Annotated in this window: 28 protein-coding genes; 10 read left to right on the top strand and 18 right to left on the bottom strand. The window is 69.8% G+C overall.

What is annotated here, in order from left to right; genetic code table 11:
* Positions 1-4 precede the first annotated feature (4 nt).
* The 6 genes from ureG to AB0J78_RS09115 form a co-directional block, all read right to left on the bottom strand.
* Positions 5-703 carry an urease accessory protein UreG gene (ureG, locus tag AB0J78_RS09140; RefSeq protein ID WP_363788193.1) on the bottom strand — a complete coding sequence of 233 codons (699 nt, stop codon included), beginning with the start codon at positions 701-703 and terminating at the stop codon, positions 5-7.
* Positions 696-1,364, bottom strand: coding sequence for an urease accessory UreF family protein (locus tag AB0J78_RS09135; RefSeq protein ID WP_363788192.1), 669 nt, complete (start codon positions 1,362-1,364; stop codon positions 696-698). The genes ureG and AB0J78_RS09135 overlap by 8 nt, the downstream gene beginning before the upstream one ends.
* A 10-nt stretch (positions 1,365-1,374) precedes the next feature.
* The gene (locus AB0J78_RS09130) at positions 1,375-3,084 is read right to left on the bottom strand and encodes an urease subunit alpha (protein WP_363788191.1); all 1,710 of its coding nucleotides are present in this window, start codon (positions 3,082-3,084) and stop codon (positions 1,375-1,377) included.
* Positions 3,081-3,458: an urease subunit beta gene (locus tag AB0J78_RS09125; protein ID WP_363788189.1), complete on the bottom strand. Its 378-nt coding sequence runs from the start codon at positions 3,456-3,458 to the stop codon at positions 3,081-3,083. Before AB0J78_RS09125 ends, AB0J78_RS09130 begins: the two co-directional genes overlap by 4 nt.
* Positions 3,455-3,757 carry an urease subunit gamma gene (locus AB0J78_RS09120; RefSeq protein ID WP_363788188.1) on the bottom strand — a complete coding sequence of 101 codons (303 nt, stop codon included), beginning with the start codon at positions 3,755-3,757 and terminating at the stop codon, positions 3,455-3,457. Before AB0J78_RS09120 ends, AB0J78_RS09125 begins: the two co-directional genes overlap by 4 nt.
* 378 nt (positions 3,758-4,135) lie before the next feature.
* Positions 4,136-5,647, bottom strand: a complete 1,512-nt coding sequence (locus AB0J78_RS09115; protein ID WP_363788187.1) for a PucR family transcriptional regulator ligand-binding domain-containing protein — start codon at positions 5,645-5,647, stop codon at positions 4,136-4,138.
* A gap of 111 nt (positions 5,648-5,758) precedes the next feature.
* Between AB0J78_RS09115 and AB0J78_RS09110 the strand changes: the two genes are divergently transcribed.
* Together AB0J78_RS09110 and AB0J78_RS09105 are read left to right on the top strand one after the other, a co-directional pair.
* A complete protein-coding gene (locus tag AB0J78_RS09110; protein ID WP_363788186.1) occupies positions 5,759-7,225 on the top strand; it encodes a cytosine permease in 1,467 nt (488 codons plus the stop codon).
* Between the two features lie 32 nt (positions 7,226-7,257).
* The gene (locus AB0J78_RS09105; RefSeq protein ID WP_363788185.1) at positions 7,258-8,136 is read left to right on the top strand and encodes a polysaccharide deacetylase; all 879 of its coding nucleotides are present in this window, start codon (positions 7,258-7,260) and stop codon (positions 8,134-8,136) included.
* Between the two features lie 12 nt (positions 8,137-8,148).
* Here AB0J78_RS09105 and AB0J78_RS09100 read toward each other — a convergent pair whose 3' ends face one another.
* The 3 genes from AB0J78_RS09100 to AB0J78_RS09090 form a co-directional block, all read right to left on the bottom strand.
* The gene (locus AB0J78_RS09100) at positions 8,149-8,967 is read right to left on the bottom strand and encodes an IclR family transcriptional regulator (RefSeq protein ID WP_363788184.1); all 819 of its coding nucleotides are present in this window, start codon (positions 8,965-8,967) and stop codon (positions 8,149-8,151) included.
* 91 nt (positions 8,968-9,058) lie between these two features.
* Positions 9,059-10,279, bottom strand: a complete 1,221-nt coding sequence (locus AB0J78_RS09095; protein WP_363788183.1) for an aminopeptidase P family protein — start codon at positions 10,277-10,279, stop codon at positions 9,059-9,061.
* On the bottom strand, positions 10,276-11,640 hold the full coding sequence (locus AB0J78_RS09090) for an MFS transporter (RefSeq protein ID WP_363788181.1): 1,365 nt from the start codon (positions 11,638-11,640) through the stop codon (positions 10,276-10,278). Before AB0J78_RS09090 ends, AB0J78_RS09095 begins: the two co-directional genes overlap by 4 nt.
* A 487-nt stretch (positions 11,641-12,127) precedes the next feature.
* On the opposite strand from AB0J78_RS09090, the gene AB0J78_RS09085 reads away from it, so the two are divergent.
* Positions 12,128-13,027: a pseudouridine-5'-phosphate glycosidase gene (locus AB0J78_RS09085; RefSeq protein WP_363788180.1), complete on the top strand. Its 900-nt coding sequence runs from the start codon at positions 12,128-12,130 to the stop codon at positions 13,025-13,027.
* Positions 13,028-13,175: 148 nt separating this feature from the next.
* Positions 13,176-13,361, top strand: a complete 186-nt coding sequence (locus tag AB0J78_RS09080) for a hypothetical protein (RefSeq protein ID WP_363788179.1) — start codon at positions 13,176-13,178, stop codon at positions 13,359-13,361.
* Positions 13,362-13,411: 50 nt separating this feature from the next.
* Here the strand turns inward: AB0J78_RS09080 and AB0J78_RS09075 are convergent, their stop codons facing one another.
* The 8 genes from AB0J78_RS09075 to AB0J78_RS09040 all read right to left on the bottom strand — a co-directional run bounded on the left by AB0J78_RS09075 (position 13,412) and on the right by AB0J78_RS09040 (position 20,532).
* Positions 13,412-14,611 (bottom strand): MFS transporter, encoded by a 1,200-nt coding sequence (locus AB0J78_RS09075; protein ID WP_363788877.1) that lies wholly within the window; start codon positions 14,609-14,611, stop codon positions 13,412-13,414.
* Between the two features lie 247 nt (positions 14,612-14,858).
* Entirely contained in the window at positions 14,859-16,190 is a 1,332-nt protein-coding gene (locus tag AB0J78_RS09070) for an MFS transporter (RefSeq protein ID WP_363788178.1), read from the bottom strand.
* Complete coding sequence (locus tag AB0J78_RS09065; RefSeq protein WP_363788177.1) at positions 16,187-17,275, bottom strand: MBL fold metallo-hydrolase; 1,089 nt, start codon at positions 17,273-17,275, stop codon at positions 16,187-16,189. The genes AB0J78_RS09070 and AB0J78_RS09065 overlap by 4 nt, the downstream gene beginning before the upstream one ends.
* 69 nt (positions 17,276-17,344) lie before the next feature.
* Complete coding sequence (locus AB0J78_RS09060) at positions 17,345-18,226, bottom strand: LysR family transcriptional regulator (RefSeq protein WP_363788176.1); 882 nt, start codon at positions 18,224-18,226, stop codon at positions 17,345-17,347.
* Positions 18,227-18,310: 84 nt separating this feature from the next.
* Positions 18,311-18,487 (bottom strand): hypothetical protein, encoded by a 177-nt coding sequence (locus AB0J78_RS09055; RefSeq protein WP_363788175.1) that lies wholly within the window; start codon positions 18,485-18,487, stop codon positions 18,311-18,313.
* Between the two features lie 87 nt (positions 18,488-18,574).
* Positions 18,575-19,462 carry a universal stress protein gene (locus AB0J78_RS09050; protein WP_363788174.1) on the bottom strand — a complete coding sequence of 296 codons (888 nt, stop codon included), beginning with the start codon at positions 19,460-19,462 and terminating at the stop codon, positions 18,575-18,577.
* Between the two features lie 114 nt (positions 19,463-19,576).
* Positions 19,577-20,248, bottom strand: coding sequence for a DUF1990 family protein (locus AB0J78_RS09045; RefSeq protein WP_363788173.1), 672 nt, complete (start codon positions 20,246-20,248; stop codon positions 19,577-19,579).
* Positions 20,249-20,319: 71 nt separating this feature from the next.
* Positions 20,320-20,532: a hypothetical protein gene (locus tag AB0J78_RS09040; RefSeq protein ID WP_363788172.1), complete on the bottom strand. Its 213-nt coding sequence runs from the start codon at positions 20,530-20,532 to the stop codon at positions 20,320-20,322.
* 92 nt (positions 20,533-20,624) lie between these two features.
* On the opposite strand from AB0J78_RS09040, the gene AB0J78_RS09035 reads away from it, so the two are divergent.
* The 3 genes from AB0J78_RS09035 (at position 20,625) to AB0J78_RS09025 (ending at position 22,723) form a co-directional block, all read left to right on the top strand.
* The gene (locus tag AB0J78_RS09035) at positions 20,625-21,362 is read left to right on the top strand and encodes a DUF1990 family protein (protein ID WP_363788171.1); all 738 of its coding nucleotides are present in this window, start codon (positions 20,625-20,627) and stop codon (positions 21,360-21,362) included.
* 162 nt (positions 21,363-21,524) lie between these two features.
* A complete protein-coding gene (locus AB0J78_RS09030) occupies positions 21,525-22,340 on the top strand; it encodes a cytidyltransferase (RefSeq protein ID WP_363788170.1) in 816 nt (271 codons plus the stop codon).
* A 230-nt stretch (positions 22,341-22,570) separates the two neighbouring features.
* On the top strand, positions 22,571-22,723 hold the full coding sequence (locus AB0J78_RS09025; protein ID WP_363788169.1) for a hypothetical protein: 153 nt from the start codon (positions 22,571-22,573) through the stop codon (positions 22,721-22,723).
* 19 nt (positions 22,724-22,742) lie between these two features.
* Here AB0J78_RS09025 and AB0J78_RS09020 read toward each other — a convergent pair whose 3' ends face one another.
* Positions 22,743-23,024 (bottom strand): DUF6343 family protein, encoded by a 282-nt coding sequence (locus AB0J78_RS09020; RefSeq protein ID WP_363788168.1) that lies wholly within the window; start codon positions 23,022-23,024, stop codon positions 22,743-22,745.
* Here AB0J78_RS09020 and AB0J78_RS09015 point away from each other — a divergent pair.
* The 3 genes from AB0J78_RS09015 (at position 23,023) to AB0J78_RS09005 (ending at position 24,498) form a co-directional block, all read left to right on the top strand.
* Entirely contained in the window at positions 23,023-23,151 is a 129-nt protein-coding gene (locus AB0J78_RS09015) for a hypothetical protein (RefSeq protein ID WP_363788166.1), read from the top strand. The genes AB0J78_RS09020 and AB0J78_RS09015 overlap by 2 nt on opposite strands.
* 63 nt (positions 23,152-23,214) lie before the next feature.
* A complete protein-coding gene (locus AB0J78_RS09010) occupies positions 23,215-23,859 on the top strand; it encodes a TetR/AcrR family transcriptional regulator (RefSeq protein WP_363788165.1) in 645 nt (214 codons plus the stop codon).
* A gap of 84 nt (positions 23,860-23,943) precedes the next feature.
* Complete coding sequence (locus AB0J78_RS09005; RefSeq protein ID WP_363788164.1) at positions 23,944-24,498, top strand: glycerol-3-phosphate responsive antiterminator; 555 nt, start codon at positions 23,944-23,946, stop codon at positions 24,496-24,498.

Below are 24,498 nucleotides of genomic sequence, written 5' to 3'. Positions count from 1 at the left end.
GCGGTCACCCGTGGTGGACGTGCGGGGCCATCGGGCCCGGGTCCGAGGCGGTGTGCGCACCCCGGCGGTGCTCGGCCACGAGGTGGTGCACCCACTCGCACAGGTCACCGACGGCCGTCGGATCCGTGCGCGACAGCGCGAGCGTGGGCAGTCCGGAGCGCACCGACTCGGCGTCGATGATCATCTGGGCGACGTCGACGTCCACGTGCGGGGCGAGGTCGGTCTTGTTGATCACGAGGAGGTCGGCTCGTTCGATGCCGGGACCTCCCTTGCGCGCGACGTCGCCGCCACCGGCCACGTCGATGCAGAAGATCTGGGCGTCGACCAGCGCGGGGCTGAAGGTAGCCGTGAGGTTGTCGCCGCCGCTCTCGACGAGGACCACGTCCAGCGGACTGAAGGCGCGTTCCAGATCTTCCACGGCGATGAGGTTGGCGGTGACGTCGTCCCGGATCGCCGTGTGCGGACACGCTCCGGTCTCCACGGCGCGAATCCGCTCCACCGGCAGAACGCCTGCGGCGCGCAGCATCCGGGCGTCCTCGTCGGTGTAGATGTCGTTGGTGACCACCGCGAGCTCCAGCTGATCGGCGAGCTGCCGGCACAGCGTGGCGATCAGGGTGCTCTTGCCGGTGCCGACCGGCCCGGCGATCCCCAGTCGCAGCGGACGGGACGCGGCGCTGGTGTCGCGGTGTTCGTGCTCAGGCAACGAAAATCCTCCTCGTGCTGTTCTCGTGCTGCAGAGCCCAGTGCTCTGCCAGCGGTGCGGTCACGGCGGGCATCTCGGCCGGGCAGGTGACCGCGACGGCGATCTCCGCGGATTCGCTGACGACCGCCGCCGACTCCCATATCCAGCGCGCGGTGTCGACGGGATCGACGGGCAGCAGCTTGAGCGCCGCCGCCGCGACCGTCTGGGCGTCCTCGTACAGGCACGCCCGCGCGACGCGCGACTCGTCCAGCCCCATGACGGCCGCGACCACGCCGAGGGCCACCGGGCGCTGCGGCCCCGGCCCGATCGCGCCGAGAGCGGCCACGGCCGGATGGTCCGGCCACAACCGCTCGGCGAGCCGGACCAGTCCCCGCCCGAGCAGGGCGGAGGCCGCGCGCACCGGCTCGGTCGGCGTGCGCGCCAGCAGCGCCTCGTGGATCTCGTCGAGCCGGACGTGCTGCTCCCCGGCCGCCCGCAGGGTCAGGACGGCGGCCGCGGCGTCGACCAGTGCCACCGAGCGCAGTCGAGCGCGGATGTACTCGGGCACCTCCGCGCGCTCGAGACCGGCCGCCAGCGCCGGTTCCAGACCGGCGGAGTGCGCGTGCCCGCCGGTGGGAAGCCGCGCGTCTGCCAGGAGCATCGCTCCCAGATCCGGGTCCATCACCCACTCCTCAGAACAACGAGTAGCGCTGGGCGAGCGGGAGGGTCTCGGCGGGGTTCGGGCGGACGCGCTCACCGTCGATGCTGATGCCGAAGGTTTCCGGGTCGACCTCGATCCGCGGCAGCGCCGTGTTGTTCGGCAGGTCGTGCTTGGTGACACCGCGGGTCTCGCGCACCGCGGCGAGCCTGCGCCGCAGGCCGAGCTTGTCGGCCAGACCATCGTCGAGCGCCGCCTGCGCCACGAAGCTCACCGACAGGTGCGGCGCGGACGCCGGTCCCTGGGGCAGCGCCGGGCGCATCATGACCGGCTGCGGTGTCGGGATCGTGGCGTTGGGATCTCCGAGCGCGCCCCACACGGCGGCGCCGCCCTTGATCACGGTGAGCGGGCGGATGCCGAAGAAGGCCGGGTCCCACAGCACGAGGTCGGCCAGCTTGCCCGGTTCGATCGAACCGACCTCGTGGTCGATGCCGTGCGCGACGGCGGGGCAGATCGTGTACTTGGCGACGTAGCGGCGGGCGCGTTCGTTGTCGGCGGGCAGCGACGAGCCCAGCGGTCCGCGCTGGTTCCTCATCACGTGCGCGACCTGCCACGTGCGGCACACCACCTCGCCGATGCGTCCCATAGCCTGCGCGTCGGACGAGGTGATCGACATCGCGCCGATGTCCTGCAGGATGTCCTCGGCGGCCATCGTCGTCGGGCGGATGCGCGACTCGGCGAACGCGAGGTCCTCGGGCACCTGAGGGTTGAGGTGGTGGCACACCAGCAGCATGTCCAGGTGCTCGGTGGCGGTGTTGATCGTGTGCGGCAGGGTCGGGTTCGTCGAGGCCGGCAGCACGTTCGGCTCCCCCGCGACGACGATGATGTCGGGCGCGTGCCCGCCACCGGCGCCTTCGGAGTGGAACGCGTGGATGCCGCGGCCGTCGATCGCGTCGAGGGTGTGCTGCACGTAGCCGGTCTCGTTGAGGCTGTCCGAGTGCAGGGCGACCTGCAGGCCGTACTCGTCGGCGGCGCGCAGCGCCGCGTCGATGGCCGCCGGGGTGGCGCCCCAGTCCTCGTGCACCTTGTACCCGCCCGCACCGGCCAGGGCCTGCTCAGCGAGCCCCTCGGCGCTGACCGTGCTGCCCTTGCCGAAGAGGATGACGTTGAGCGGGAGGTGGTCGAGGGCCCGGTGCATCATGGCCAGGGACCAGGCTCCCGGGGTGACGGTCGTGGCCTTCGTCCCCTCGGTCGGCCCGGTGCCGCCGCCCACCACGGTCGTGGTGCCGGTGGCCAGCGCTTCGGCCAGCTCGATCTCGGTGAGCAGGTGCACGTGGGTGTCGACCGCACCGGCGGTGAGGATCCTGCGCTCCCCCGCGATGACGTCGGTGGTCGGTCCGATCTTCAGGTCCGGGTGCACGCCGTCCATCACGTCCGGGTTCCCGGACTTGCCCACCGCGACGATGCGTCCGTCGCGGATGCCGACGTCACCGCGGACGACGCCCCAGTGATCGAGCACGATCACGTTGGTGATAACCAGGTCGAGAGCGCCCTCCGCGCGCGTGGTCGTGCCCTGCGCGCCGGACTCGCGGATGCTCTTCCCACCGCCGAACACCGCCTCGTCGCCGCCGACGCAGAAGTCCTGCTCGATCTCGATCCACAGGTCGGTGTCGCCGAGCCGGACCTGATCACCCGTGGTCGGCCCGTACAGGTTCGCGTACTCGCGACGACCGATCTGGCTCACTGCCCCTCCTCGGAGTGCTGCTGCTCGCCACCGCGCTCGTCGGTGGCCGATTCGTCGTTGACCGCTTCGCCGGTGACGTTCCGATCGCGGATCTGCAGGCCGGCCACGCGCCCGGTCCCGCCCAGCGCCACGAGCTCCACGAGCCTGCTCACGCCGGGCTCGAAGCGCACCGAAGTCCCCGCGGGGACGTCCAGGCGGAAGCCGCGGGCGGCGTCGCGGTCGAAGGTCAGCGCCGGGTTGGCGTCCGGGAAGTGCAGGTGCGCCCCGATCTGGATGGGCCGGTCACCGTCGTTGACCACCAGCAGCGTGCGCCGCTCGCGCCCGGCGTTGAGCTCGACGGGCGTTTCGCGAACGCGGACCTCTCCTGGGATCACGAGATCGGCTCCGTGATCGTGACGAGCTTGCGCCCATCGGGGAAGGTCGCTTCGACCTGCACGTCCGGGAGCATCTCGGGGACGCCCTCCATCACTTCGTCTCGCGTGAGCACGTGCCTCCCCTCGTTCATGAGCGCGTCCACGGTGAAACCCTCCCGGGCGCGCTCGATCGCCCAGCAGGACAGCAGGGCGACCGCTTCTGGATGGTTGAGCAGGACGCCGCGTTCCCGTCGATCTCGGGCGATCATTCCGGCGACGCTCAACAACAACTTCTCCGTGTCAGACGGAGTGAGATTCATGAAAGCACCTCGCATCACCGCAGTTCGCGACCGACTGTAAGGCACACGCCGATCATGCGCACAACGCGCTCGGACATCGCGAAACCGCGCGTCAAAAACGGCGAAACCGCTGTTCATGACTCCACTAGCACTGCGCCCGAACGACTTTCACGCCGGAAAAGCGACCCGTGACGGATTTCGTCCGGTCAGGATAATTTGGCGACTCTCGCCACACAACGCAGTTTCGGGAAACTTCATCGGAGACCGATTTCAGAAACACGCGCGCCACATCCGCGAAACACGAAGATCCGAACAAACTTCCACATTCCGCCCCGCCGGGTTGAAAAAGTGCGCACCTGAACCCCGGAGGAAGCAACTCCTCCTCGAAAACCGCGCGCGTCAACCCCGCCCACGTCCGGTGAGCACGTTGCGCAGCCGGACCGCCACGTGCAGGTCGCCGAGCTTCTCGGGGTCGGTCACGTCGATCCCCAGCGACGCCGACAGCTTGTCCAACCGCTGGTAGAGGGTCTGCCTCCGCACGTGCAGCCGCTCGGCGGCCCGGGTCTTGTTGGCCCCGCAGTCGAAGAAGACCTCGAGGGTCCGCAGCAGGCGGTCCCGGGTCTCGCGCGGCTCGTCGAGCAACGCCCCGAGCTGCTCGCGGACGAACCCCTGCAGCACCTCATCGGCGTCGAGCTGGTGCACGAGCCGGTGCAACGACCAGTCAGCGGCGTCGACGACCCGGGTCGCCTCGCCGTCGGCGAGATCCAGCTGGAGGCAGCGACGCGCTTCGGCCACCGCGTGCGGGATTCCGCCGCTCCCGCTGACCAGCGGTCCGATCCCGACGGCCGGGTGCTCCGGGCCCAGGACTCCCAGCTGGCGCACGTCGTCGATCAGATCCCGCCGGGAGCGTTCGGGCCGCCGCGAATCCAGCGCGACCAGGGCGAGGTACTCCTGCCCATCGGCATGACCGACCGCCATCCGCCCGTTCCGCTGCAACTGCTGCTCCAGCGCTTCGCGCACCCCCGGGTCATCGCCACCGGTGACGACGGCGACGAAGGCGTCCGTGCCCGCCAACCCGGAGTTGGCGAGCAGGACGTCGAGGTCCTCGTGCGCGGCGGAGGGATCGCGGAGGTGCTGGAACAGAGCGCGGGTGGCCCGCATCCGGGGAGTGGGCGGTTGCGCGCGCAGCAACGCCAGGGCGAACGCCTGCGGCGCGCGGCCGAGCGCGGCTTCCAGCACCAGCGGATCAGCACCGGGAGCGGCCAGCACTTCCAGGTTCGCCGTGCTGATGCCGTGCACGGCGACGGTGGCGCGCCAGGTCACGACCTCGCTCGCATCACCTGCTGCCCGCTCCGGCGCTCGGGACAGCACGGCGCCCGAGCGATCCCGCACGACGACCGCAGCGCCGGTGAGCTCCGCGAGCGCGCCGGTGAGCTCCTGCAGACCGGCGCCGGAGGTCAGCTCCGCCGACAGCGCGTCGGAGATCGAGTCGGCCAGGCGCAGCCGTTGCACCGAATCGTTGATGATCAGGCCGTTGATGCCCTCCGTGATCTCCACGAAGGGGACAGCGCGGTCGAACCGGATCAGCGGGAAGCCGTGCTTGGCGCACTCGTCGATCAGGGCGTCCGGCACTCCGAGACCGCTGCTGGCGGTCTCGACCGCGAGCGCGGTCACACCGCGAGCGGCCAGTTCGCGGACGTAGGAGCGCTGCCGCGACGGCGAGACCTCCGAGAGCACCACTCCCCCGGTGAGCAGCAGCTCCCCGCCCCGGAGCAAGGGGGCGATGTCGATGACCTCGCTGGAGTGCACCCACCGCACGCTGCGCGAACCCGCCTCGGAACCGACCAGGAGCACCGGTTCCCCGCGTTGCACGCTGCGGTGGCGCAGCACCTCGTCCAGCGACATCTTCATGACAGATCGTCCACCTGCGATCGACATTTGGTTGACGGAATGTACCTTGTTTCCTCCTCCCCCGGCCAGAAGCATGAGATCTCGCCAAGGCCAGCGTGGAGGGGAGATCCGATGACGAGTCCGGCAGGTGACGACCCCGCAAGAGGTGACCTGGAGGAATGCCTCCAGCCGATCCCCGACGAGTCCAGGACGCGCCGGGTCTCGGGGCAGTTCTGGATCTGGGCCGGAGCGAACATCGCACCGATCAACTGGGTGCTGGGGGCGCTGGGCATCGAGCTCGGTCTCGGATTGTCCGACACGTTGATCGTGCTGATCGCGGGCAACTTCGTCGGGATGGCCCTGTTCGGACTGTTCGTGCTGCTCGGTCAGCGGACCGGCGCTACCGGGATGGTGCTGTCCCGTGCCGCGTTCGGCCGCCGGGGGGCGTACCTGCCCGCGGCGATCCAGGCGCTGCTGGCCGTGGGGTGGTGCGCGGTCAACACCTGGATCATCTTGGACCTGGTCATGGCGCTGCTCAGCGAGCTCGGGGTGGTGGACCCGGCCGCCGAGAACCACGCCGCCAAACTCGCCGTGGCGGCGGTGATCATGGTCGCTCAGGTGCTCATCTCCTGGTTCGGGTACCGCGCGATCTCCAGCTTCGAACGCTGGACCGTCCCACCGACGATCGCCGTGCTGGTCCTCATGTCGCTGGTCGCGTGGACCGGGCTGGAGATCGACTGGAGCTACGCGGGCCCGCCGGGGCAGGTGCTGACCGGCATCGAACGCCTCAGCGCGATGACCGCGGTCATGACCGCCATCGGAATCGGCTGGGGCATCACCTGGTTCACCTACGCGGCCGACTACTCTCGCTTCGTCAGCACGACCGTGCCGCGACGCAGGCTCTACCTCGCCAGCACGCTGGGGCAGTTCCTCCCGGTCGTCTGGCTCGGCGTCCTCGGCGCCTCGCTGGCCACCAAGAACGGCGAGGCCGATCCCGGACGCCTGATCGTCGACAACTACGGCTCACTGGCCGTGCCCGTGCTCTTCCTGGTGGTGCACGGGCCGATCGCCACGAACATCCTCAACATCTACACCTTCGGCGTCGCCGCGCAGGCCTTGGACATCAAGGCCTCGCGCCGGACGCTGAGCGTCCTGGTGGGCGTGTTCTCGATGCTGTGCGTGGCGCTGTTCGTCTTCCACGGCGACCTCGCGTCCGTGCTGGACTCCTGGCTCGTCTCGCTCGTCGCCTGGGTCGCCTCCTGGGCCGGGATCATGCTCGTCCACTTCTTCGCGCTCGAACGCGACAACCACCGGACGGGCCGGTTGTTCGCACCGGTCGGCAGCGATCTCCTGCCGGACGTCAACTGGGCGGCGGTGGTCTCCTTCGGCGCGGGCGTGGTCTCCACCTGGCTGTTCATGCACGGCGTCCTTGAGGTCTTCCAGGGACCGATCGCCGGTGCGATGGGAGGCGTCGACCTGTCCTGGCTGGCCGGTGGCCTGGTCTCGGCGGTCCTCTACGCCGTGCTGGGACCGCGCGCGCACCGCCGTCACCTGCCCGAGCAGCCGCCGAAGCGCGCGGGCGATCACGCCCCCTCCTGAGCAGTGCCATTCCGATGTGGAACGAGGTGACCATGTCCGGAACTCCCGGATCCTTCCCGTGGCAGCGCGGTGTTCGCGCCGCGGCCGCGCTGACCTTCGACGTCGATGCCGAATCCTGCGCTCTGGTCCAGGATCCCGGCTCGGTGGAGCGCATGTCCCTGATGGGGCACCAGTCCTACGGCCCTCGCGTCGGCGTGCCGCGCCTGCTGAGCGTGCTGCGGCGTCACGACGTGCGGGCGACCTTCTTCGTCCCTGGCTACACCGCCGAGTGCTACCCCGACGCGGTGCGCGCCATCGTCGACGACGGTCACGAGGTCGCCCATCACGGGTACGTGCACGAGTCGATGCGCGGGCTCGGCGAGCGCGAGGAGGCCGACTACCTGGACCGCGGGCTCGAGGCGCTCGAACGCGTCGCCGGTGTCCGGCCGACCGGCTACCGCGCGCCGTGGTGGGAGATGAACTGGCACACCCCGAAGCTGCTCGCGGACCGCGGTTTCACCTACGACTCCAGCCTGCTCGACGACGACGTCCCGTACCTGATGACCAGCTCGGGGGCGGGTTCGACAGAGCTGGTCGAGATCCCGGTGGACTGGTCGCTGGACGACTGGGAGCAGTTCGCGTTCTACCCCGGCTGGACGGGCAGCGGTGTCATCGAAAGCCCGCTGAAGGCGCTGGAGATGTGGTCGCTGGAGGCCACGACGCGCCACGCCGAGGGCGGCTGCTTCGTCCTGACCGCCCACCCGTTCCTGTCCGGACGCCCGGCCAAGGCCAACGTCCTCGACCAGTTGCTGGAGCTGCTCCGGTCGCTCGACGGCATGTGGGTGACCTCGCTCGCCGAGATCGCCGCGCACGCGCGACCGGTCTGCGGTCCCGCCCGGACGCACGAGCGGCTGACCGACGTGCCGGTGTGACCGCGCGGCCGTTCAGGGGTGCGGCGGCACGTCTCCGCCGCGCCCCGGAGCGCCCAAGCGGGTGGAGATCTCCACGGCGGTCTCGCGGACGACTCCCGCCAGCTGGTCGCGCAGCTGTTCCGACACGCGGAAGCTGGGCGCCGACAGCAGCAGGGCGGCGACGAGGTGGTCGCGGTGGTCGCGCACCGGAGCACTGATGCCGACTTCCTCCACGTGGGTCTCGCCGGCGTTGATCGCCACTCCCGAACTCCGCACTGCGGCGAGTCGTTCGAGGTAAGCGCTCACCTGGGCATCACCCCCGTGCTCCGAGCACACCAGCCCCCGTTCCAGCAGTTCTCGGGCGCGTCCTTCCGGCAGCTCGGCCAGGAAGACCTGCACCGACGAGCTCGCCGCGGTGGTGTAGCGCGTCCCGATCGGGGTGGTGTGCTTGACCTGCTTCGGGCTCGGGACCTGCTCGACCGAGACGGACTCGTGGCCGCTCCACACCACGAGGGCGCTGGTCTCGCCGGTGCGCTCGGTGAGTCGTTCCAGCGACGGGTAGGCCAGGCGGCGGACGTCGAGGTTGGCCAGCAGCGGACCGGCGATGCCGATCAGACCGAGACCGAGCCGGAAGCGCCCGCTCTCCGGGTCGCGCAGCACCAGGTCGAGCTGTTCGAGCTGGTTGAGCAGCCGGGACACGGTGCTCTTGTGCAGGTCCACCCTGCGGGCGATCTCGGTGACACCGAGCGCGGGCTCGTCCACCGAGAACGAACGCAGCACGCGGATGCCGTTGTGCAGCACCGAGTTGGCGCTCCTGGCTTCCTGCCGGTCGAGTTCGTCGTTGTCGCTCATCGTCGTGTCCTCCTGCACCACCGCACACCGCCCGGGACCGCGACGACGCCGGTCTCCGGACCCGGAGACCGGCGTGGCCTGCGATCCGCCGTCAGGCGGGGAGGACGTTGTGGTCGGGTCCGTAGGGGAAGCGGGTGATGTTCTCAGCGCCGTTCTCGGTCACCACCAGGATGTCATGCTCGCGGTACCCGCCCGCTCCTTCCCGCCCCTCCGGGACGGTGATCATCGGTTCCATGGACACGACCATCCCGGGTTCGAGGACGGTGCTGATGTCCTCACGCAGCTCCAAGCCCGCTTCCCGGCCGTAGTAGTGCGACAGCACGCCGAAGGAGTGGCCGTATCCGAAGGTGCGGTTCTCCAGCAGTCCTTGCTCGTCGTAGATCTTGTTCAGCTCCGCGGCGATGTCACCGCAGACCGCTCCCGGGCGGATGAGCTCCAGGCCGCGTTCGTGCACCGCGGTGTTGACCTCCCAGTACCGCAGCTGGGCCGCGCTGGCTTCGCCGTAGACCAGGGTGCGTTCCAAGGCCGTGTAGTAACCGGCGATCATCGGGAAGCAATTCAGGCTCAGCAGGTCGCCGCGCTGGACCTTCCGGGAGGTCGGCCAGTTGTGGGCGCCGTCGGTGTTGACCCCGGACTGGAACCACACCCAGGTGTCCCGCAGCTCGGCGTCGGGGAAGGCGCGGGCGATCTCGCGGACCATCGCCTGGGTGCCCGCGAGCGCCACTTCGTACTCAGGCACGCCTTCGGCGACAGCGGCGGTCACGGCGGCTCCGCCGAGGTCCGCGATGCGCGCACCCTCCTTGATCAGCGCGATCTCTTCGGGTGACTTGACCATCCGCTGGGCCATGGCCGTCGTGGAGACGTCGGTGAACTCGAACCCGGGCAGGACCTGGGCGATCCGCGCGCGCAGGGCCGGCGCCAGCTGGTCGTCCTCGACGCCCAGCCGCCCCGTGGTGACTCCGGCGTCGGAGAGCACCGTGGCGATGGCGTGCTCGAAGTTGTCGCGCTGCCAGTCCGTGTAGACGACGTTGTCGCCGAAGCTGCGCCGCCACGGCTGCCCGGCGTCGATGTTGGCCGACACGGTGACGTGGCTGCCCTGCGTGACCACCAGCGCGTAGTTGCGCCCGAACGCCGTGTAGAGGAAGTCGCTGTAGTAGTTGATGTTGTGGTAGCTGGTGAAAACGACCGCGTCCACGCCCGTTTCGATCATGCGCCGGCGCAGCACGTCCACGCGACGCCGCATCTCCGCCTCGGAGAACGTCGGTGCGACGCGCTGTCCGTTGTGGATGGTCTTGAGGCGTTCCATGCTCATCGAGCAGATCCCTTCTCGTGATCAGTGCTGGACCGTGCGGACCCCGGTGCCGACCGGTCGGGGCCGGCACCGGGTGGAACGTGACGCGCGGCGCGCATGACCAGCACCGCGGCGACCCCTGCGGCGGCGAGGTACCAGGCCGGGGCGACCGGGTCCGAACTCGCCTGGATCAGGGAGGTGGCCACGAACGGAGCCGTCCCGCCGAACAGGGCGTTGGCCGTGTTGAAGCTGAGCGCGAAACCGCTGTAGCGCACGTGCGTCGGGAACAGCTCGGACAGGAACGCCGGGAGCGTGCCGTCGTTGGTGCTGAGCACGATGCCCAGCGCCGTGTGGATCAGCACGACGCCGACCACCCCGACGGTTCCCAGGAGCAGGAAGACCGGGATCGCCAGCACGGCGAACAGCGCCCCGGCGAGGGTCAGCATCCTCGCGCGACCGACCCGGTCGGAGAGGCGACCCATGAGCAGCACGGCCCCGATGTAGACCACGAGCGTCACGCCGGTCGACACGAACGAACTCGTCTTTCCCAGTCCGAGCTCGGTCGACAGGTAGGTCGGCATGTAGCTCAGGAGCATGTAGAACCCGACGGCGTTGAGACTGGTCACCCCGAACGCGACGAGGAGCCGTCGCTTGTTGTGCGCGAAGGCGTCCCGCAGCGGCGCCTGCACCGCGGACTGCCGGCCTTCCAGCTCCCGGTACTCAGGGGTGTCTTCGAGTTTCAGCCGGATGTAGCGGCCGATGAGTCCCAGCGGCGCGGCCAGCAGGAACGGGACGCGCCACCCCCAGGAGGCCATCACCTCGTCCGAGAGCGTCGAGGTCAGCGCGGTGACCACGACCGAGCCGAGCAGCAGTCCGCAGGCGGTGCTGGCGGGAACGACGCTGGTGTAGGTGCCCTTCCGCCCCTTCGGCGCGTACTCGAACAGGAACGCCGAGGCTCCCGCGTACTCGCCCGCCGCGGAGAAGCCCTGCACCAGCCTGGTGGCCAGCAGCAGCATGGGCGCGGCGATTCCCGCGGCGGCGTAATCGGGCAGCAGGGCGATCACGCAGGTGGCGGCGGACATGATCAGGATCGACAGGGACAGCGCGTTGCGCCTGCCGAACTGGTCGCCGAAGTGCCCCCAGAAGAGACCACCCACTGGACGGATGACGAACGACAGCGCGAACACGCCGAACGTGGCCAGCAGCCCGGCGGTCGGCGAGGTGCCCGGGAAGAACACGCTCGCGATCGTGGTGGCGAGGTAGCCGTACACGGCGTAGTCGAACCACTCGACGAGGTTGCCGATGAAGCTGGCGCTGACGACGCGGCGCATCGTCGACGGTGCAGGCGTTCTCCGCCCGGGATCGGACGTGCTGGAAGGCATGCTTGCCCACTCCCCGATGGGTCGAGTCGGCGATGCAGGCGCGAACCCGCACCGTCCCCTTTCACCTAGCGTGACTCACTTGAAACAACACAGTTGCGATTCCTGCAACGTAGGGACATCCCGTCTCACTGTCAACGCCCTCCCGAGACCGCAGGAGGCACCGAAGTCACGTTTAACCAGATGAAAAGCGTGTTTCAGGAAGCTGCCGAAGCAAAGCCAAACTCGCAGTCAGTCGACGCTGAACGCAACTTGATTGCGTCCAGCGCAACCCTGATTCCGGGACACGAACGCCACCTGGCTCACGTGCGGTGAGCCGGCGCGTGTGGGCGACCGACTCGTCGGCAACCTCGACGAACACTCGAGCTGCCGCAATGTCACACCCGTAGCGTGACGTTTTCAGTCACGTCCGAATCGTTCGTTGTTCCAACGCACCGACGGCTCTACATTTCTCGCCACCAGAAAGAGATCCAGTCGGAGGTTCGCGCAGATGTTCGTGGTGTCAACGGAAGTTCGTGACGCGGTCGCCGCCGGTCGCCCGGTGGTCGCGCTCGAGTCGACGATCTTCACGCACGGGCTGCCGCGCCCGCGCAACCTGGAGGTCGCCAGGGCAGCCGAGACCCGGCTCCGGGACGCCGGCGTGGTCCCGGCGACGATCGGCGTCGTCGACGGCGTGCCGACGATCGGGCTCACCGACGACCAGATCGAGCTGCTGTCCAACGAGGACGGCGCGGTCAAGATCAGCGTGCGCGACCTGCCGGTCGCTGCGGTCAAGAAGCTCTCCGGCGGCACCACCGTCGCGGCCACGGCGATTCTCGCGCACAAGGCCGGCATCGAGGTGTTCTCCACCGGCGGTCTCGGCGGTGTCCACCAAGGCGCAGGCACCAGCTTCGACGAGTCGGCCGACCTGTTCACGCTCGCCGACGTGCCGATCCTCGTGGTCAGCGCGGGCGCGAAGTCCATCCTGGACATCTCCGCCACGTTGGAACGGCTGGAGTCCCTCAGCATTCCGGTCGTGGGCTACCGGACGAACCGGTACCCCGGCTTCTACGTCGCGGATTCCGGCCATGAGATCGACTTCTCGGTCTCCGACCCCCGGGAAGCGGCAGCGATGGCCCGCGCCCGTCGGGAGCTGGACCTGCGGGCAGCGCTGCTGATCGCCAACCCCGTCCCCGAGGATGAGCAGCTCCCGCCCGAGTTGCACGATCGCGTGGTCGCGGAGGCGTGGCAAGCGGCTCACGAGCAGAACATCACCGGTCAGGACACCACACCGTTCCTGCTCGACCACATCGTCAAGGCGACCGGTGGGCGCAGCCTGGACGTCAACATCGCCGTGTACCGCAACAACGTCTCCCTCGGCGCCGAGATCGCCAAGGCGATGGGGGCGTGATGGGGCGCAAGGTGCTCGGCGTGCTGGGTGACCTCGTCGAGGACGTCGTCGTCTGGCTGCGCGAACCTCTGCAGCAGGCCACCGACACCGACGTGGAGATCCACCGGGTGCGCGGCGGGAGCGCGGCCAACGTCGCTGCGTTCGCAGGATGCGCGACGCGCTGGTGGCCGAGCTGTCCTCGCACAGCGTGGACGTCCGGGTACAACGCCACGGCCGCACCGGCACGATCGTGGTGCTTATCGACGAGCGCGGCGAGCGGGCCATTCGTCCTGGTCGAGCGGCGCCGCTCGGGCTCGCGGTGTCGTTCGTCCTGCCGGCCGGGCCACGGCAGTAGGTGGCCTGCGCGGTCTCCTGATCCCGCGGGTGATCGGGGGACCGCGTGCTTCACCCGACGGCCTGGGGCGAACGGGGACGCGCGGTCCAGGCCACGGCCGGGATGATCGCGAGCGCGAGGACTCCGCCCAGGATCGTGAGCGTGGCGTAGCCGCTGCCTGCGACGACGAGACCGGAAGCCATGCCGCCGCCCGCACCGGAGAGGGCGATGGCGACGTCCACGGTCCCCTGGGTCTTGGCGCGAGTCGCGAGCGGAACGGTGTCGGTGATGATCGCCGTGCCGCTGACGAGGCCGAAGTTCCAGCCGAGACCGAGCAGGCCGAGGGCGAGCGCCAGCAGGAAGACCGAGTGGGTCGGAGCCAACGCGGCGAGCAGACCGGCCGCCAGGAGGGTGACGGCCGCGGCGGTCGCCACGGGCAGGCGACCGAACCGGTCGGCGAGCAGACCGCTGATCGGCGAGGGCAGGTACATGCCGGCCACGTGCACAGCGATGACCAGCCCGGCGGCACTCACGCCGTGGCCGTGGTGCTGCATGTGGATGGGGGTCATCGTCATGATGCCGACCATCACGAGCTGGGTGAGGACCATGACCGACGCACCCAGCACGAGTCGACCACCACCCCCGGGAACGCGGTGCCGCGCACCGGTGTCGGCCGCGTCCTGCGGAGCGTCGGCGGCGAGCTCGCGCGCGGTCAGCAGCGGGTCCGGCCGCAACATCACCCAGAGCACGAGCCCCGCAGCGGCGTAGGCGGCCGCGGCGAGCAGGAACGGCCCGGCCAACCTCGGGATGTCGAGCACATCAGCCAGATCGCCGGTGATCGCGGCCAGGTTCGGTCCGGCGACGGCGCCGAGCGTGGTGGCCATCAGCACGGTGCTCACGGCCCGGCCCCGGCGCTGCTCGGGCGCGAGATCGGCTCCTGCGTAGCGGGCCTGGAGATTGGCGGCGGTACCGGCGCCGTAGACGAACAGCGCGAAGAAAAGCAGGGGCACGTTGCCGAGAGCGGCTGCCACGACGACACCGAGGCTGCCGGCGGCCCCAACGCCGTAGCCCAGCGATAACCCCGCGCGCCGCCCCCACCGCTGCGAGATGCGCCCGACGAGGACGGCCGCGGCGGCGGAACCGATGGTGAACAGAGCGCTGGGAATACCGGACAGGCCGGTGCTGCCGAGCAGGTCCTGGGCCAGCAGGGCTCCGACGGTGATGCCGGCAGCGAGCCCGGCTCCGCTGAGGACCTGGGCGGCGACGAGCACCCCCACGACACGGCGGTGAGCGGGGTGAACAGCGGCGTTCGACACGTCATGCCTTTCCGGAACCGGGACGGGACGCGCGTCGAGCGCCGGGCGAGTTGACCTTCCGACGCCGTGACGGCAACAACCCGCAGCATTCCAGCCGAGGCCGTCACCCGGCACCCCTCACGGACGCACACCGCTGCGGCAGCGCCGGACGGACTCGAAATCCATCCGGCGCCCGGGGGGCACGACCGCTCCAGTGGCGTCGCTACTTCGTCTCCCCCGCGAGGTCGACCGCACGCCCCTCCCGGGTCATCAGCACGCAGCCGGCGGAGACCAGGAACGACAGGGCCCACACCAACGCCACCAGCCACAGCCGGCCTCCTGCCGCGAGCACCAACCCGGAGGCGATCGCCGGGGTGAACCCGGCTCCGAGGGTCGAGGAGGTCTGGTAGGCCAACGACGCGCCGGTGTAGCGCATCCGGGTGGGGAAGAGCTCGGCGACGAACGCACCGAACGGCCCGAAGATCACGCCCTGAACGATGCCGTTGGCCAGGAAGAGCCCGATCGCGAAGCCCCACAGTGTGCCGGACTGCAGCAGCCAGATGATCGGGTGCGCCAGCACCGCTCCGGCGAGCATGCCCGCGAACATCACCGGTTTGCGGCCGAACCGGTCGGACAGGCGTGCCGCGAACCAGATCGCCACGATGGTCAGCGTCGCCCCGACCGCCTTGACGTTGAGCACTCCGGTCCGGTCCACCCCCAGCTCGATCACGTGCGCCACCGCCCACACCGTCATCAAGCCCTGCACGGTGTAGGAGCTCATCCCGGCGACAATGCCAAGCACGAGGTTCCGCGGGTACTGCGTGATCACCTCGACCAGCGGGATCTTGCGCCGTTCGGCCTTCTCCCCCAGTTCCAGGAACATCGGCGTTTCGGAGACCTTCAACCGGATGAGCAGTCCGATCGCGATCAGCACGATGCTGAGCAGGAAGGGCACCCGCCAGCCCCAGCTGAGGAACTGCGCGTCCGGCAACGTCGACACCGCCGACATGACCAGGGTCGCGAGCACGGCACCGGCCGGGCCACCCATGTTGGCGAAGCTCGCCGCGAAGCCGCGTCGCGTCGACGGGGCGTGTTCGAGCGCGACGAGCATCGCGCCGCCCCATTCACCACCGACGGCAAGGCCTTGCACCAGCCGCAGCACGACCAGCAGGATCGGCGCCGCGACCCCGATCTGCGTGCTGGTCGGCAGCATGCCGATCGCGCTGGTGGCGACGCCCATCAGCACCATGGACACGATCAGCACGCCCTTGCGTCCGAGCCGGTCGCCGAAGTGGCCGAAGATCGCTCCGCCGAGCGGACGCGCCACGTATCCGACGGCCAGCGTGCTGAACGAGGCGAAAAGACCCACTGCGGGCGGCATCCCGGCGAAGAACAACTTGCCGAACACGAGGCTGGCGGCGGTCGCGTACAGGATGAAGTCGTAGAACTCGATGGCGCTGCCGATGAAGCTCGACGCCAGGATGCGCCGCATTCCTCTGGTGTTGAGGTTGTCCGAAGTGGATTCCTGCCGTGCGGCCCCGGTTGTCCGGTTCATGGTGCGACCACCCCTTCGCGCGCGAGGTGAGGTCCGGCGTGCGACGTCCCGAAGGGCAGCACGTCGAGGTCGCCGGGAACGAAGAAGGCGGCGTGGCACCGCTCGGCTGCGCTCTCCCAGACCGATCGCGGCGCGGTGCCGGGCACCAGGTGGTGCAGGGCGAGCGCCTTGGCGCCCGCGGCGTTGGCGATGTCCACCGCCTGCTGCGGGCTGGTGTGCGACTTGGTGTGGTGATCGATCGAGGCCTGCGCGGTCGGTCCTCCCCCCGAGTAGGTGCGGTGCACCCAGTCGAAGTCGATCGCCTCATGCAGCAGCAGGTCCGTGCCGCGGGCGAGGCGGACCAGGTTGTCGCAGGGCGCCGTGTCACCGGAGATGGTGACTGAGCCCTGAGCGGTGTCGAAGCGGAACGCGAACGCCGGTGCGATCGGTGGGTGGCACACGAGGGTCGCGGTGACAGTGACCAGTTCGTCGGCGTAGATCTCGAAGGGCAGCATGCCGTCCGGTGTCGGGTTGTCGTTCGGGTGGTACCCGAAGTCCTCCGGGACGCGGATGTCTTCGGGGAGGAAGTGCTCCAGCGGGCTCGGGCGCAGGGCGTCGAGCACGCGGTCGTTGAGATCGGTGGCGTGGGCGGCCATCAGGTGGTGGAACATCGCCGCGGTGCCGGGAGTGGGCTGCTCGGCGAACACCGGGGACGGCGGCACCACCGCGCGGGCGGCGACGGGCGGCAGCGCACCGCGATCGCCGGGTCCGATGATCCGGATCGGGTGCTGGTCCGCGCCAAAGGTGAACATGCCGAAGATCGCCAGGCTGGCCAGGTCGACTGTGTGATCGGAGTGCAGGTGCGTGAGGAACACGGCGCGCAGGGAGCTGACCTGGATGCCCGCCAGGTTCAGCTGCCGCCCGACCCCGTGACCGGCGTCGACGAGGTAGGCGCGGTCGCCGACGACGACGGCGGTGGCGATACCGGAACGCTCGCCGGCGTCCACGCCGGGCCACCAGCGGGGCCCTCCTGCCGTACCGAGGGTGACCACCTTCGGCCGGAGATCGGCGACGCTGCCGCGGAGGATTTTGGTGGTGTCAGTCACAACGGCGATTGGACCTCGACCGGTCGAACGACACAAAGACGAATTTTCGGGGCATCCGATAGTGCCCTTCTATCGCTGCTGGTGAAGCAGCAACCGCTGAAACTCCTGCGCGGCGGGAGAAAGCCTGCCTGGGCGCTGGAAGACGTTGATCTGACGGTTCAGCGGCGGTTCCATCGAGCAGAGCACGGCGCCCTTGAGCTCGGCCAGACGTGCCAACGGGTGCGGAAGGACCGCGCACCCGGCGCCTGCGACCACGAGGTGCAGCGCTGATTCGCGGTGCCCGACCTCCACCACGACGTTGAGCTCCACACCGCGGCGATCGGCCTCGGCGCGCAGGAGGTCGCGCACCAGCGTGCCCTCGAACCCGGTCACCACGTCCCTGGCCAGCAGTTCTCCGACGGTCATCCGCCCCTTCGGCGGCAGGGCGCTGCCCGGCGGCAACGCGACCACGAGCTCCTGCTCACCGACCGGGGCGCTCTCCAGTTCATCGGCCGGACGGGGAATCGCGTCGGCCAGGCCCAACTCCGCCTCACCGCTGCGCACCGCCGCGTGCACGCCCTCGCCGAACTCCAACTGCCTCAGGCGCACCCGAACCTGCGGATGACGCGCGCGGAACTGCCCGATCACCTCGGCCAGCGGGTCGAGCGCGAGCGTGGGCAACGTGACCAGGTCCAGCCGTCCGGCCATCAGCCCGGTCACGTCGCGCACCGCCGCCCGGCCGATCTCCAGCTCGCGCAGCGCCCTGCGCGCGGAGTCGATCAGCGCGTCGCCCGCCGAGGTGAGCTGCACGCTGCGGGGCAGCCGGTGGAAGAGTTCCGCGCCCAACTCCCGTTCGAGCACCTTGATCGAGTGCGACAGGGAGGGCTGCGCCACGTGCAGCGCGGCGGCGGCCGCGGTGAACCCGCCGTGGTCCACCACGGCGAGGAAGTACTCCAGCTGACGTCGTTCCACGCACCTACGGTAGGCGTCCCTGGCTCGACGAGGACCGCCGCGCGCATGCTCGATCAGCTACCGGCTAGCGCGAGGAGCACTGGCTCAGCTGTCCGTGGAAGGATCGGGGCGGACGTCGGTGTTCGGGTCGTCGTCCGCGGGCGGTTCGGCCTCGAGCGCCTCGTCGGCTCGCTGACTGGCGCCGCGGCGGAGGTGCCCCTCCATCTCCTTCTCCAGCTCGTCGTCCTTCATCGGTCCGTGCTTGTCCGAACCTCGCTGCATGGTGCCCACTCCTTCCGGTCGAGAACCCGCAGCCCACCAAGCCCTACCCGGCCGACGACGCGGGAAAACGGACCACCGGGCAGGCGCTCACTCCGCCGGGAGCACCGCCACCGGGCAGTTCGCCTGGTTGAGCACCGCGTGACTGACCGATCCGAGGAAGGCGCGGCGCACCGGTCCCCTCCCGTGGCTGCCCACCACCAGCAGGTGCGCACCGTCGGCCTCGCCGAGGAGGAGGTGCGCGGGCTGGTCCGCGCCGACCACGTGGCGGACCCGCACGTCCGGGTACTGCTCAGCCCACCCGGCCGTCGACTCGGCGAGCACCTCGTTGGCCCTGTCCCGGAACTCGCTGCGGTCGGTGTCCCACTCGTCGACGATGTCGAACGGGTTGAACGCCGATTCGCCCCACGAGTGCACGGCCACCAGCGGGCGGTTGCGCCGGGCGGCCGACTCGTAGGCGAAGCCGATCGCCCGGGTGCTCACGGCGGAACCGTCGACCCCGACGACCACCGGAGCATCCGCCCCCGAGTCGGTCTCGCCGCGAACCACGACGATCGGGGCCGCGGCGCGACGGGCGATCACCTCCGCCGCGGTGACCCCCAGGCGATCCGTGCCGGCTCCCACCAGCGGCCCGCCGAGCACGACCAGCTCCGCTTCGCCGGCGAACTCGATCAGGATCTCCGCCGCATCGCCGATCGGGATGCTCTTGCGCACCTCGATCTGGGGGTCGATCGCCTTGCACGAATCCTCCAGCGAATCCAGCTCCCGACGCACCGCGTCCCCCAGCTTGCCCATGACCTCTTCCTCGTCGGGGATGCGCATCGGGATGGAGTGCTGGAAGGGCCGCGCCAGGACGTGCACCAGCAGCAGCGGCGAACGCCTGCTGGAGGCCTCCCGCGCGGCCCAGCGGACCGCTTCGCGAGACGCCTCCGTCCCGTCGAAACCTGCCACCACCGCTGAGCGAGCTTCCTCGGCCATGCGAACCTCCTCCGTTCGAACCGCAGCGCGACTGCGGGCCTCGAATACCCGCTCGGCCTCGCGGTCAACCGGGCAGAGCCACGACGAGGTGAACACCGTCGTGGCCGGGGCGTCCTACCGCTGGTGCCCCGAGCTCGGGTGGTCGACGCGCAGCGCGATGCGTTCGAACGGCCCCGTCCGTGCGTCCGAGGGCGCGAGCAGCAGTGCGTCGTGGCGTCGTTCGGCGACTGCCCTGCCGTCGGCGAGGCGGGCCTGGACGAGCTCGTACATCCGCGTGCCGCAGCGCCGGTAGAACTCCAGTTGGGTGGCTCGGCCGAAGACCCGCCACCCGAGCCGGAGCACCGGATCGAGCGCGGGGGCGTTCTGGGAGAACCCGGTGATCACGAACTCCACCGCCCCCGAACTCATGTCCTTGACGACCTCGTAGGTCATTCGACCGCGTTCGAGATGACCTTCGAGCGTCTCGTACCCCCAGCCCCACACCCTGCGGTCGTCCTCGCGCGTCTCGTCGATCACCACGGTGACCCGAACGCCCATGTCGAAGCGCAAGCCGTAGAACCGCCCCTCCAGCAGCATGTTCCGGCCCAGCAACTCCTCGCGGCCGTCGTAGGCGGCGCGGACGCGGTCGGGATCGGAGAACTCGTAGTCCCGCACGAGCGCGCGAGCGATGTCCCACGCACCGCCCGGTTCCGGAGGCCCCGGCGCTTCGCGGGCGAGGAAACGCCGGTGGGTGTCGAAGTTCCACTCACCTCCGGTCGAATGCGGTTCGTCGACGGTGAAGTTCACGCTCCTGCTCCGCAAGCCCGCCAGCAGGCGAGCACGCTGCTCGGCGCTCGTGGGACGAGGAATTCGCACCGTCACTCGAACTCGCGCAACGAGTCACCGATCAGCCACAAGGTCGGAGGCCACAACCCGGTGAACAGGGCACGGCGTTCGGCGTTGCCGCGCTCCTGCTGATCCACGGTCTTGGCCCGAACCCACAGGCAGAGGCACAGCGCGACCCCGCCCATCGACGCCAGGTGCAGCTGTGCGCTGCGCAGTCCGATCCGGTGAAGCGACCGCACGAACATCGATCCTCCCGAAAAGCCTGGGTTTCGCCTGCCACCCGGAGGGGCACACCTTCACCATGCCCGTCTGAGGACGTCCACGCGAAAGGAACGAGGTGACCGCCGACCTCTCGCCCACGCGCATCGTGCCGATCGTGGTCCGCTCCGCGTTCGGGCTGGCGATGGTCTCCTGGCGCTACCTCTGGCTGACCACTCCCCTGCACCGGCGCGAGGAACCCGGCGACGAGTCGGACCTGCCCCTCGACGTGCCCGAGGATCACCTCGACGAGCGCTGCCAGCAGCTCTGCGATGGAGCGGGCCCGCTGTTCCACCGGCACTTCAGCGTTGTCATCGAGGAGCCCGACCTGGACGCGCCGGAGCTGATGGCGATGGTGATGGCCGACTTCAACCGCGCCCTGCCCAGCGAGGTCGCGACGTTCGACCGCCCGCAGAACCAGCGGAGGCCGCTGCAGCTCGGGGAGGATTGCGTCGTGCGCATGCCGGGGCCGTGGAACGGTCCGGTTCGCGTCATCGATCGTGCGGACACCTCGTTCCGCTTCGCCACCTTGCGCGGGCACCTCGAAGCAGGCCAGATCGAATTCAGCGCCGCGCCGGAGGGAAACGCGATCGTCTTCGAGATCGAAACGTGGGCGCGGCCCGGCAGTCGACTCGTCCACCTGCTCTACACCCACCTGCGGCTGGCCAAGGAGATCCAGCTGAACATGTGGGTGCGCTTCTGCCTCCAGGTCGCCAAGATGGCCGGCGGGCGCCCGCGCGACGGCGTCCGCATCCACACCCGCGAACTCATCCACCACTTCCCCGCGAGCACCGCCCATTCGACGACGCACGGATGACAAGACCCGCGCCTCGAAGGGGGTTGCGGTTTCCGGACAGCGGGTGCGTCTTGCGGATCGCGGGGTGTTCGACGGCTGCTTAGCGTCTGCGGAGAACCGCGGTCGGCGCAGGGTCGACCGCGGTTCCACCAGAGCACATCCCGAAAAACGTTGGGGGTAGCCGTGGTCCGCGACGCTCTCCGGCAGCGCACCGTGTGGCGCGGGCTCAGCGATGTTCCCGCTGACTGGCCGTCCTGCGCGGTCACCATCGGCGTGTTCGACGGCGTGCACCGCGGGCACGCCTGGCTGATCGAGAACACGCTGCGCGCGGCGGCCGAGAGGGGCCTTCCCACGGTCCTGGTCACCTTCGATCCCCATCCGGCCCGGGTGCTCGGGCTGCCGCGCGACACCTCAGCGCTGAGCAGCATCGAGCGCAGAGCCGACATCGCTCGCGAACTCGGCGTCGACCGCGTGTGCGTCCTGCCGTTCACCCCGGAGCTGGCCCGGATGGGCCCCGCGGAGTTCGTCGAGAACGTGCTGGTCAACGCGCTGCACGCCAGCAGCGTGGTGGTCGGCGCCAACTTCACCTTCGGGCATCGCGGCGCCGGTGACGTCGCCACGCTGCGGCACCTCGGCGCACGCCACGGCTTCACCACCCGCGGCGTGCACCTGATGCCCACCGACGGAGCGGAGTGCTCCTCGACCCACGTCCGCGGCTGCCTGCGGCGCGGCGACGTCCTCGCGGCCAGCCGCGCGCTCGGCCGTCCGCACGAAGTGGAGGGCGTGCTCACCAGCGACCACGAGGTGGCCATCTCGGAGGGCACCGCGCTCCCGCGCCCGGGGCGCTACGCGGGGCTGGCCTCCGGGCACCCCGTCGAACTCGTGGTCACCAGCTCTCCTCGATCCGATTCCGAGACCCTGGAACTTCAATGCCCCGACATTCCCGGCGCGCTCGGCGAGACCGTCCGGGTTCAATTCCTGGAACAGCGCGGCACCTGACTCGCCGCGCACGAATGATCAGAAAAGACGCTCGAAGACGCACATCAACAACTGCTCGAGAATGAGCTGGCCGTCTCAGATGAATTCGGGGCACTTGACGCGGTGGCTAGAATTTCGCAATCAATGAGAACGCTTTGCCCTGATCAGGGCGTTGCGATTCACCTCACCCCGAAATTTCCGGAGGAGACGTGGCAAGGCGCGTTGGAAAGCTGCTCGTTCCCGTCACCGGCATGTCCGGCGTCACATACCCCGTTGGCACCACGGTGGTCACCCACGGCCGCGGCTCCGCCGTCGACGCCTTCGTGAGCGGCGACTGGCTACCGCTCGCGTGGTGGGAGTTCGCCGACACCGCCCACCACCAAGTGGACTCCTCACACCCCTGATGACGTCCGGACGGAGCTCCTAGCCGGGTTCACCGCGACGTTTCCGGTGGAGCACCCAGGTGAAGTCGATCAAAGCGGCGACCGCGAGCACGACCAGGACCCAGGCGAACCACGCCAGCGGCGGAACGAGCACGAACAGCCCGACCGCCGCTGCGGTGCAGAAGACGAGGCCGAACCCGGCCAGCCACAGTCGCAGCGTCAAGGCGCTCCGCGCGGCGGGCGCCCCCAGGTAGCGCACCCCGGGATCGTGGTAGCCGGGCAGCCCCCGCTCGTAGTCGCGCCGCTCACGTCTCCGCTCCATGCGCGAGGACTACCCAGCACGCCTGCCGATGAACATTCCCAGCCTCGCCGCCGGAGCGCTGCGCGCGAGTCCACCGCCTCCGCCTCCGGTGGGCTTGGTGATGGTGACCTCCGCGTTCCCGCTCTGACATGCGCCGGTGTCAGAGATGCGGTGGGTAAGATTCCGCACAAGCCGACCCGAGGAACGTGCGATGACGCAGAACGCCGGGCACCAGCAGCGACCGGGGCGCCGCTACTCCGGGCTCGACGCCCCCGAGCGCACCCGGCAACGGCGCGAGGCGCTCCTGGACGCTTCGCTGGAGCTGTTCGCCTCCCAGGGGTACTCGGCGACCTCCGTCAAGCAGCTCTGCCGACAGGCCGGGCTGACCGAGCGCTACTTCTACGAGTCCTTCCGCGACCGGCACGACTGCCTGGTGGCGCTCTACGACGAGCTGGTCGACCGGCTGCGCGCGACCACCGTCGCCGCGCTCGATGACGAGCGCGAAGCCGACGCGGTGACGTGGCGCGGGCTCTCGGCGTTCGTGGAGCACCTCACCGCCGACACGCGCCGCGCCCGCGTCGTCCTGCTGGAGGTCGTGGGGGTCTCGGCGGAGCTGGAGAACCGCAGGCACGCGGTCCTGCGGGAGTTCGCCGAGCTCACCACCGCGGTGTGGCTGCGCATCGACGACCAGGCCGCCCCGACCGACCGGCAGCGGCTGGCCGCCGTCGGACTCGTCGGCGCGGTCAACCACCTGCTCGTCGACTGGCTCCACCGCGGGCAGCAGGAACCGCCGACCGTCCTCGTCGAGACCTGCTCCGCCCTGTTCGAAGGCGCCCGGCGCCAGCTCGACGCCTGAGGCGGACGAGCGCCGTTAAGCCCCGCGGAACTCCGCAACACCCCAGGTCATGGGCGGTGCGCGTTGTGAGAGCATGGCGCCATCATGGAAGATCTTCTGCTCGACAGCCCGGTCATCGCCAGCGTCAAGGACGATGCCGGGCTGGACGCCGCGCTCCGGTCGGAGTGCCCGGTCGCGTTCCTGCTCTACGGCTCGGTGCTCACCGTGCCGTCGCTGGTGGAACGGCTCAAGAACGCCGGCAAGATGGTCCTGGTCAACGTCGATCTCGTCGAGGGCTTCGTCGCCAAGGAGATCGTCGTCGAGTTCGTGCGGGAGAAGACCGGCGCCGACGGGATCCTCAGCTCCAAGGCCGCGCTGGTCAAAGCCGCTCGCGCGCGCGGACTTCTGGGCGTGCACCGGTTCTTCCTGGTCGACTCGTTCTCCTACCACAACCTCGGCAGGCAGATCGCGATCTCCCAGCCCGACTACGTCGAGATCCTGCCCGGCTGCGTGCCTCGCGTGATCACCTGGCTGCGGGCGGACATCGACGTGCCGATCATCGCCGGCGGCCTGGTGTGCGACAAGGACGACGTGGTCGCCGCCCTCGGAGCGGGGGCGGCGGCCATCGCCTCCTCGAACACCGATGTCTGGGCGATGTGA

The organism is Saccharopolyspora sp. NPDC049426 (genome assembly GCF_040676935.1).
Lineage (GTDB): Bacteria > Actinomycetota > Actinomycetes > Mycobacteriales > Pseudonocardiaceae > Saccharopolyspora.
This window is presented reverse-complemented; position numbering and strand designations above follow the sequence as displayed.

Bases quoted from the DNA above. Each gene is read 5' to 3' on its own strand.
- AB0J78_RS09040 (WP_363788172.1), bottom strand. From the start codon at position 20,532: ATGTTCGTGCGGTCGCTTCACCGGATCGGACTGCGCAGCGCACAGCTG.
- AB0J78_RS09120 (WP_363788188.1), bottom strand. From the start codon at position 3,757: ATGAATCTCACTCCGTCTGACACGGAGAAGTTGTTGTTGAGCGTCGCC.
- AB0J78_RS09025 (WP_363788169.1), top strand. From the start codon at position 22,571: ATGTCCGGCGTCACATACCCCGTTGGCACCACGGTGGTCACCCACGGC.
- AB0J78_RS09010 (WP_363788165.1), top strand. From the start codon at position 23,215: ATGACGCAGAACGCCGGGCACCAGCAGCGACCGGGGCGCCGCTACTCC.
- AB0J78_RS09090 (WP_363788181.1), bottom strand. From the start codon at position 11,640: ATGCCTTCCAGCACGTCCGATCCCGGGCGGAGAACGCCTGCACCGTCG.
- AB0J78_RS09050 (WP_363788174.1), bottom strand. From the start codon at position 19,462: ATGGCCGAGGAAGCTCGCTCAGCGGTGGTGGCAGGTTTCGACGGGACG.
- AB0J78_RS09110 (WP_363788186.1), top strand. From the start codon at position 5,759: ATGACGAGTCCGGCAGGTGACGACCCCGCAAGAGGTGACCTGGAGGAA.
- AB0J78_RS09135 (WP_363788192.1), bottom strand. From the start codon at position 1,364: ATGGACCCGGATCTGGGAGCGATGCTCCTGGCAGACGCGCGGCTTCCC.
- AB0J78_RS09015 (WP_363788166.1), top strand. From the start codon at position 23,023: ATGCGCGAGGACTACCCAGCACGCCTGCCGATGAACATTCCCAGCCTC.
- AB0J78_RS09105 (WP_363788185.1), top strand. From the start codon at position 7,258: ATGTCCGGAACTCCCGGATCCTTCCCGTGGCAGCGCGGTGTTCGCGCC.
- AB0J78_RS09095 (WP_363788183.1), bottom strand. From the start codon at position 10,279: ATGAGCATGGAACGCCTCAAGACCATCCACAACGGACAGCGCGTCGCA.
- AB0J78_RS09100 (WP_363788184.1), bottom strand. From the start codon at position 8,967: ATGAGCGACAACGACGAACTCGACCGGCAGGAAGCCAGGAGCGCCAAC.
- AB0J78_RS09020 (WP_363788168.1), bottom strand. From the start codon at position 23,024: ATGGAGCGGAGACGTGAGCGGCGCGACTACGAGCGGGGGCTGCCCGGC.
- AB0J78_RS09070 (WP_363788178.1), bottom strand. From the start codon at position 16,190: ATGAACCGGACAACCGGGGCCGCACGGCAGGAATCCACTTCGGACAAC.
- AB0J78_RS09055 (WP_363788175.1), bottom strand. From the start codon at position 18,487: ATGCAGCGAGGTTCGGACAAGCACGGACCGATGAAGGACGACGAGCTG.
- AB0J78_RS09005 (WP_363788164.1), top strand. From the start codon at position 23,944: ATGGAAGATCTTCTGCTCGACAGCCCGGTCATCGCCAGCGTCAAGGAC.
- AB0J78_RS09085 (WP_363788180.1), top strand. From the start codon at position 12,128: ATGTTCGTGGTGTCAACGGAAGTTCGTGACGCGGTCGCCGCCGGTCGC.
- AB0J78_RS09080 (WP_363788179.1), top strand. From the start codon at position 13,176: ATGCGCGACGCGCTGGTGGCCGAGCTGTCCTCGCACAGCGTGGACGTC.
- AB0J78_RS09115 (WP_363788187.1), bottom strand. From the start codon at position 5,647: ATGAAGATGTCGCTGGACGAGGTGCTGCGCCACCGCAGCGTGCAACGC.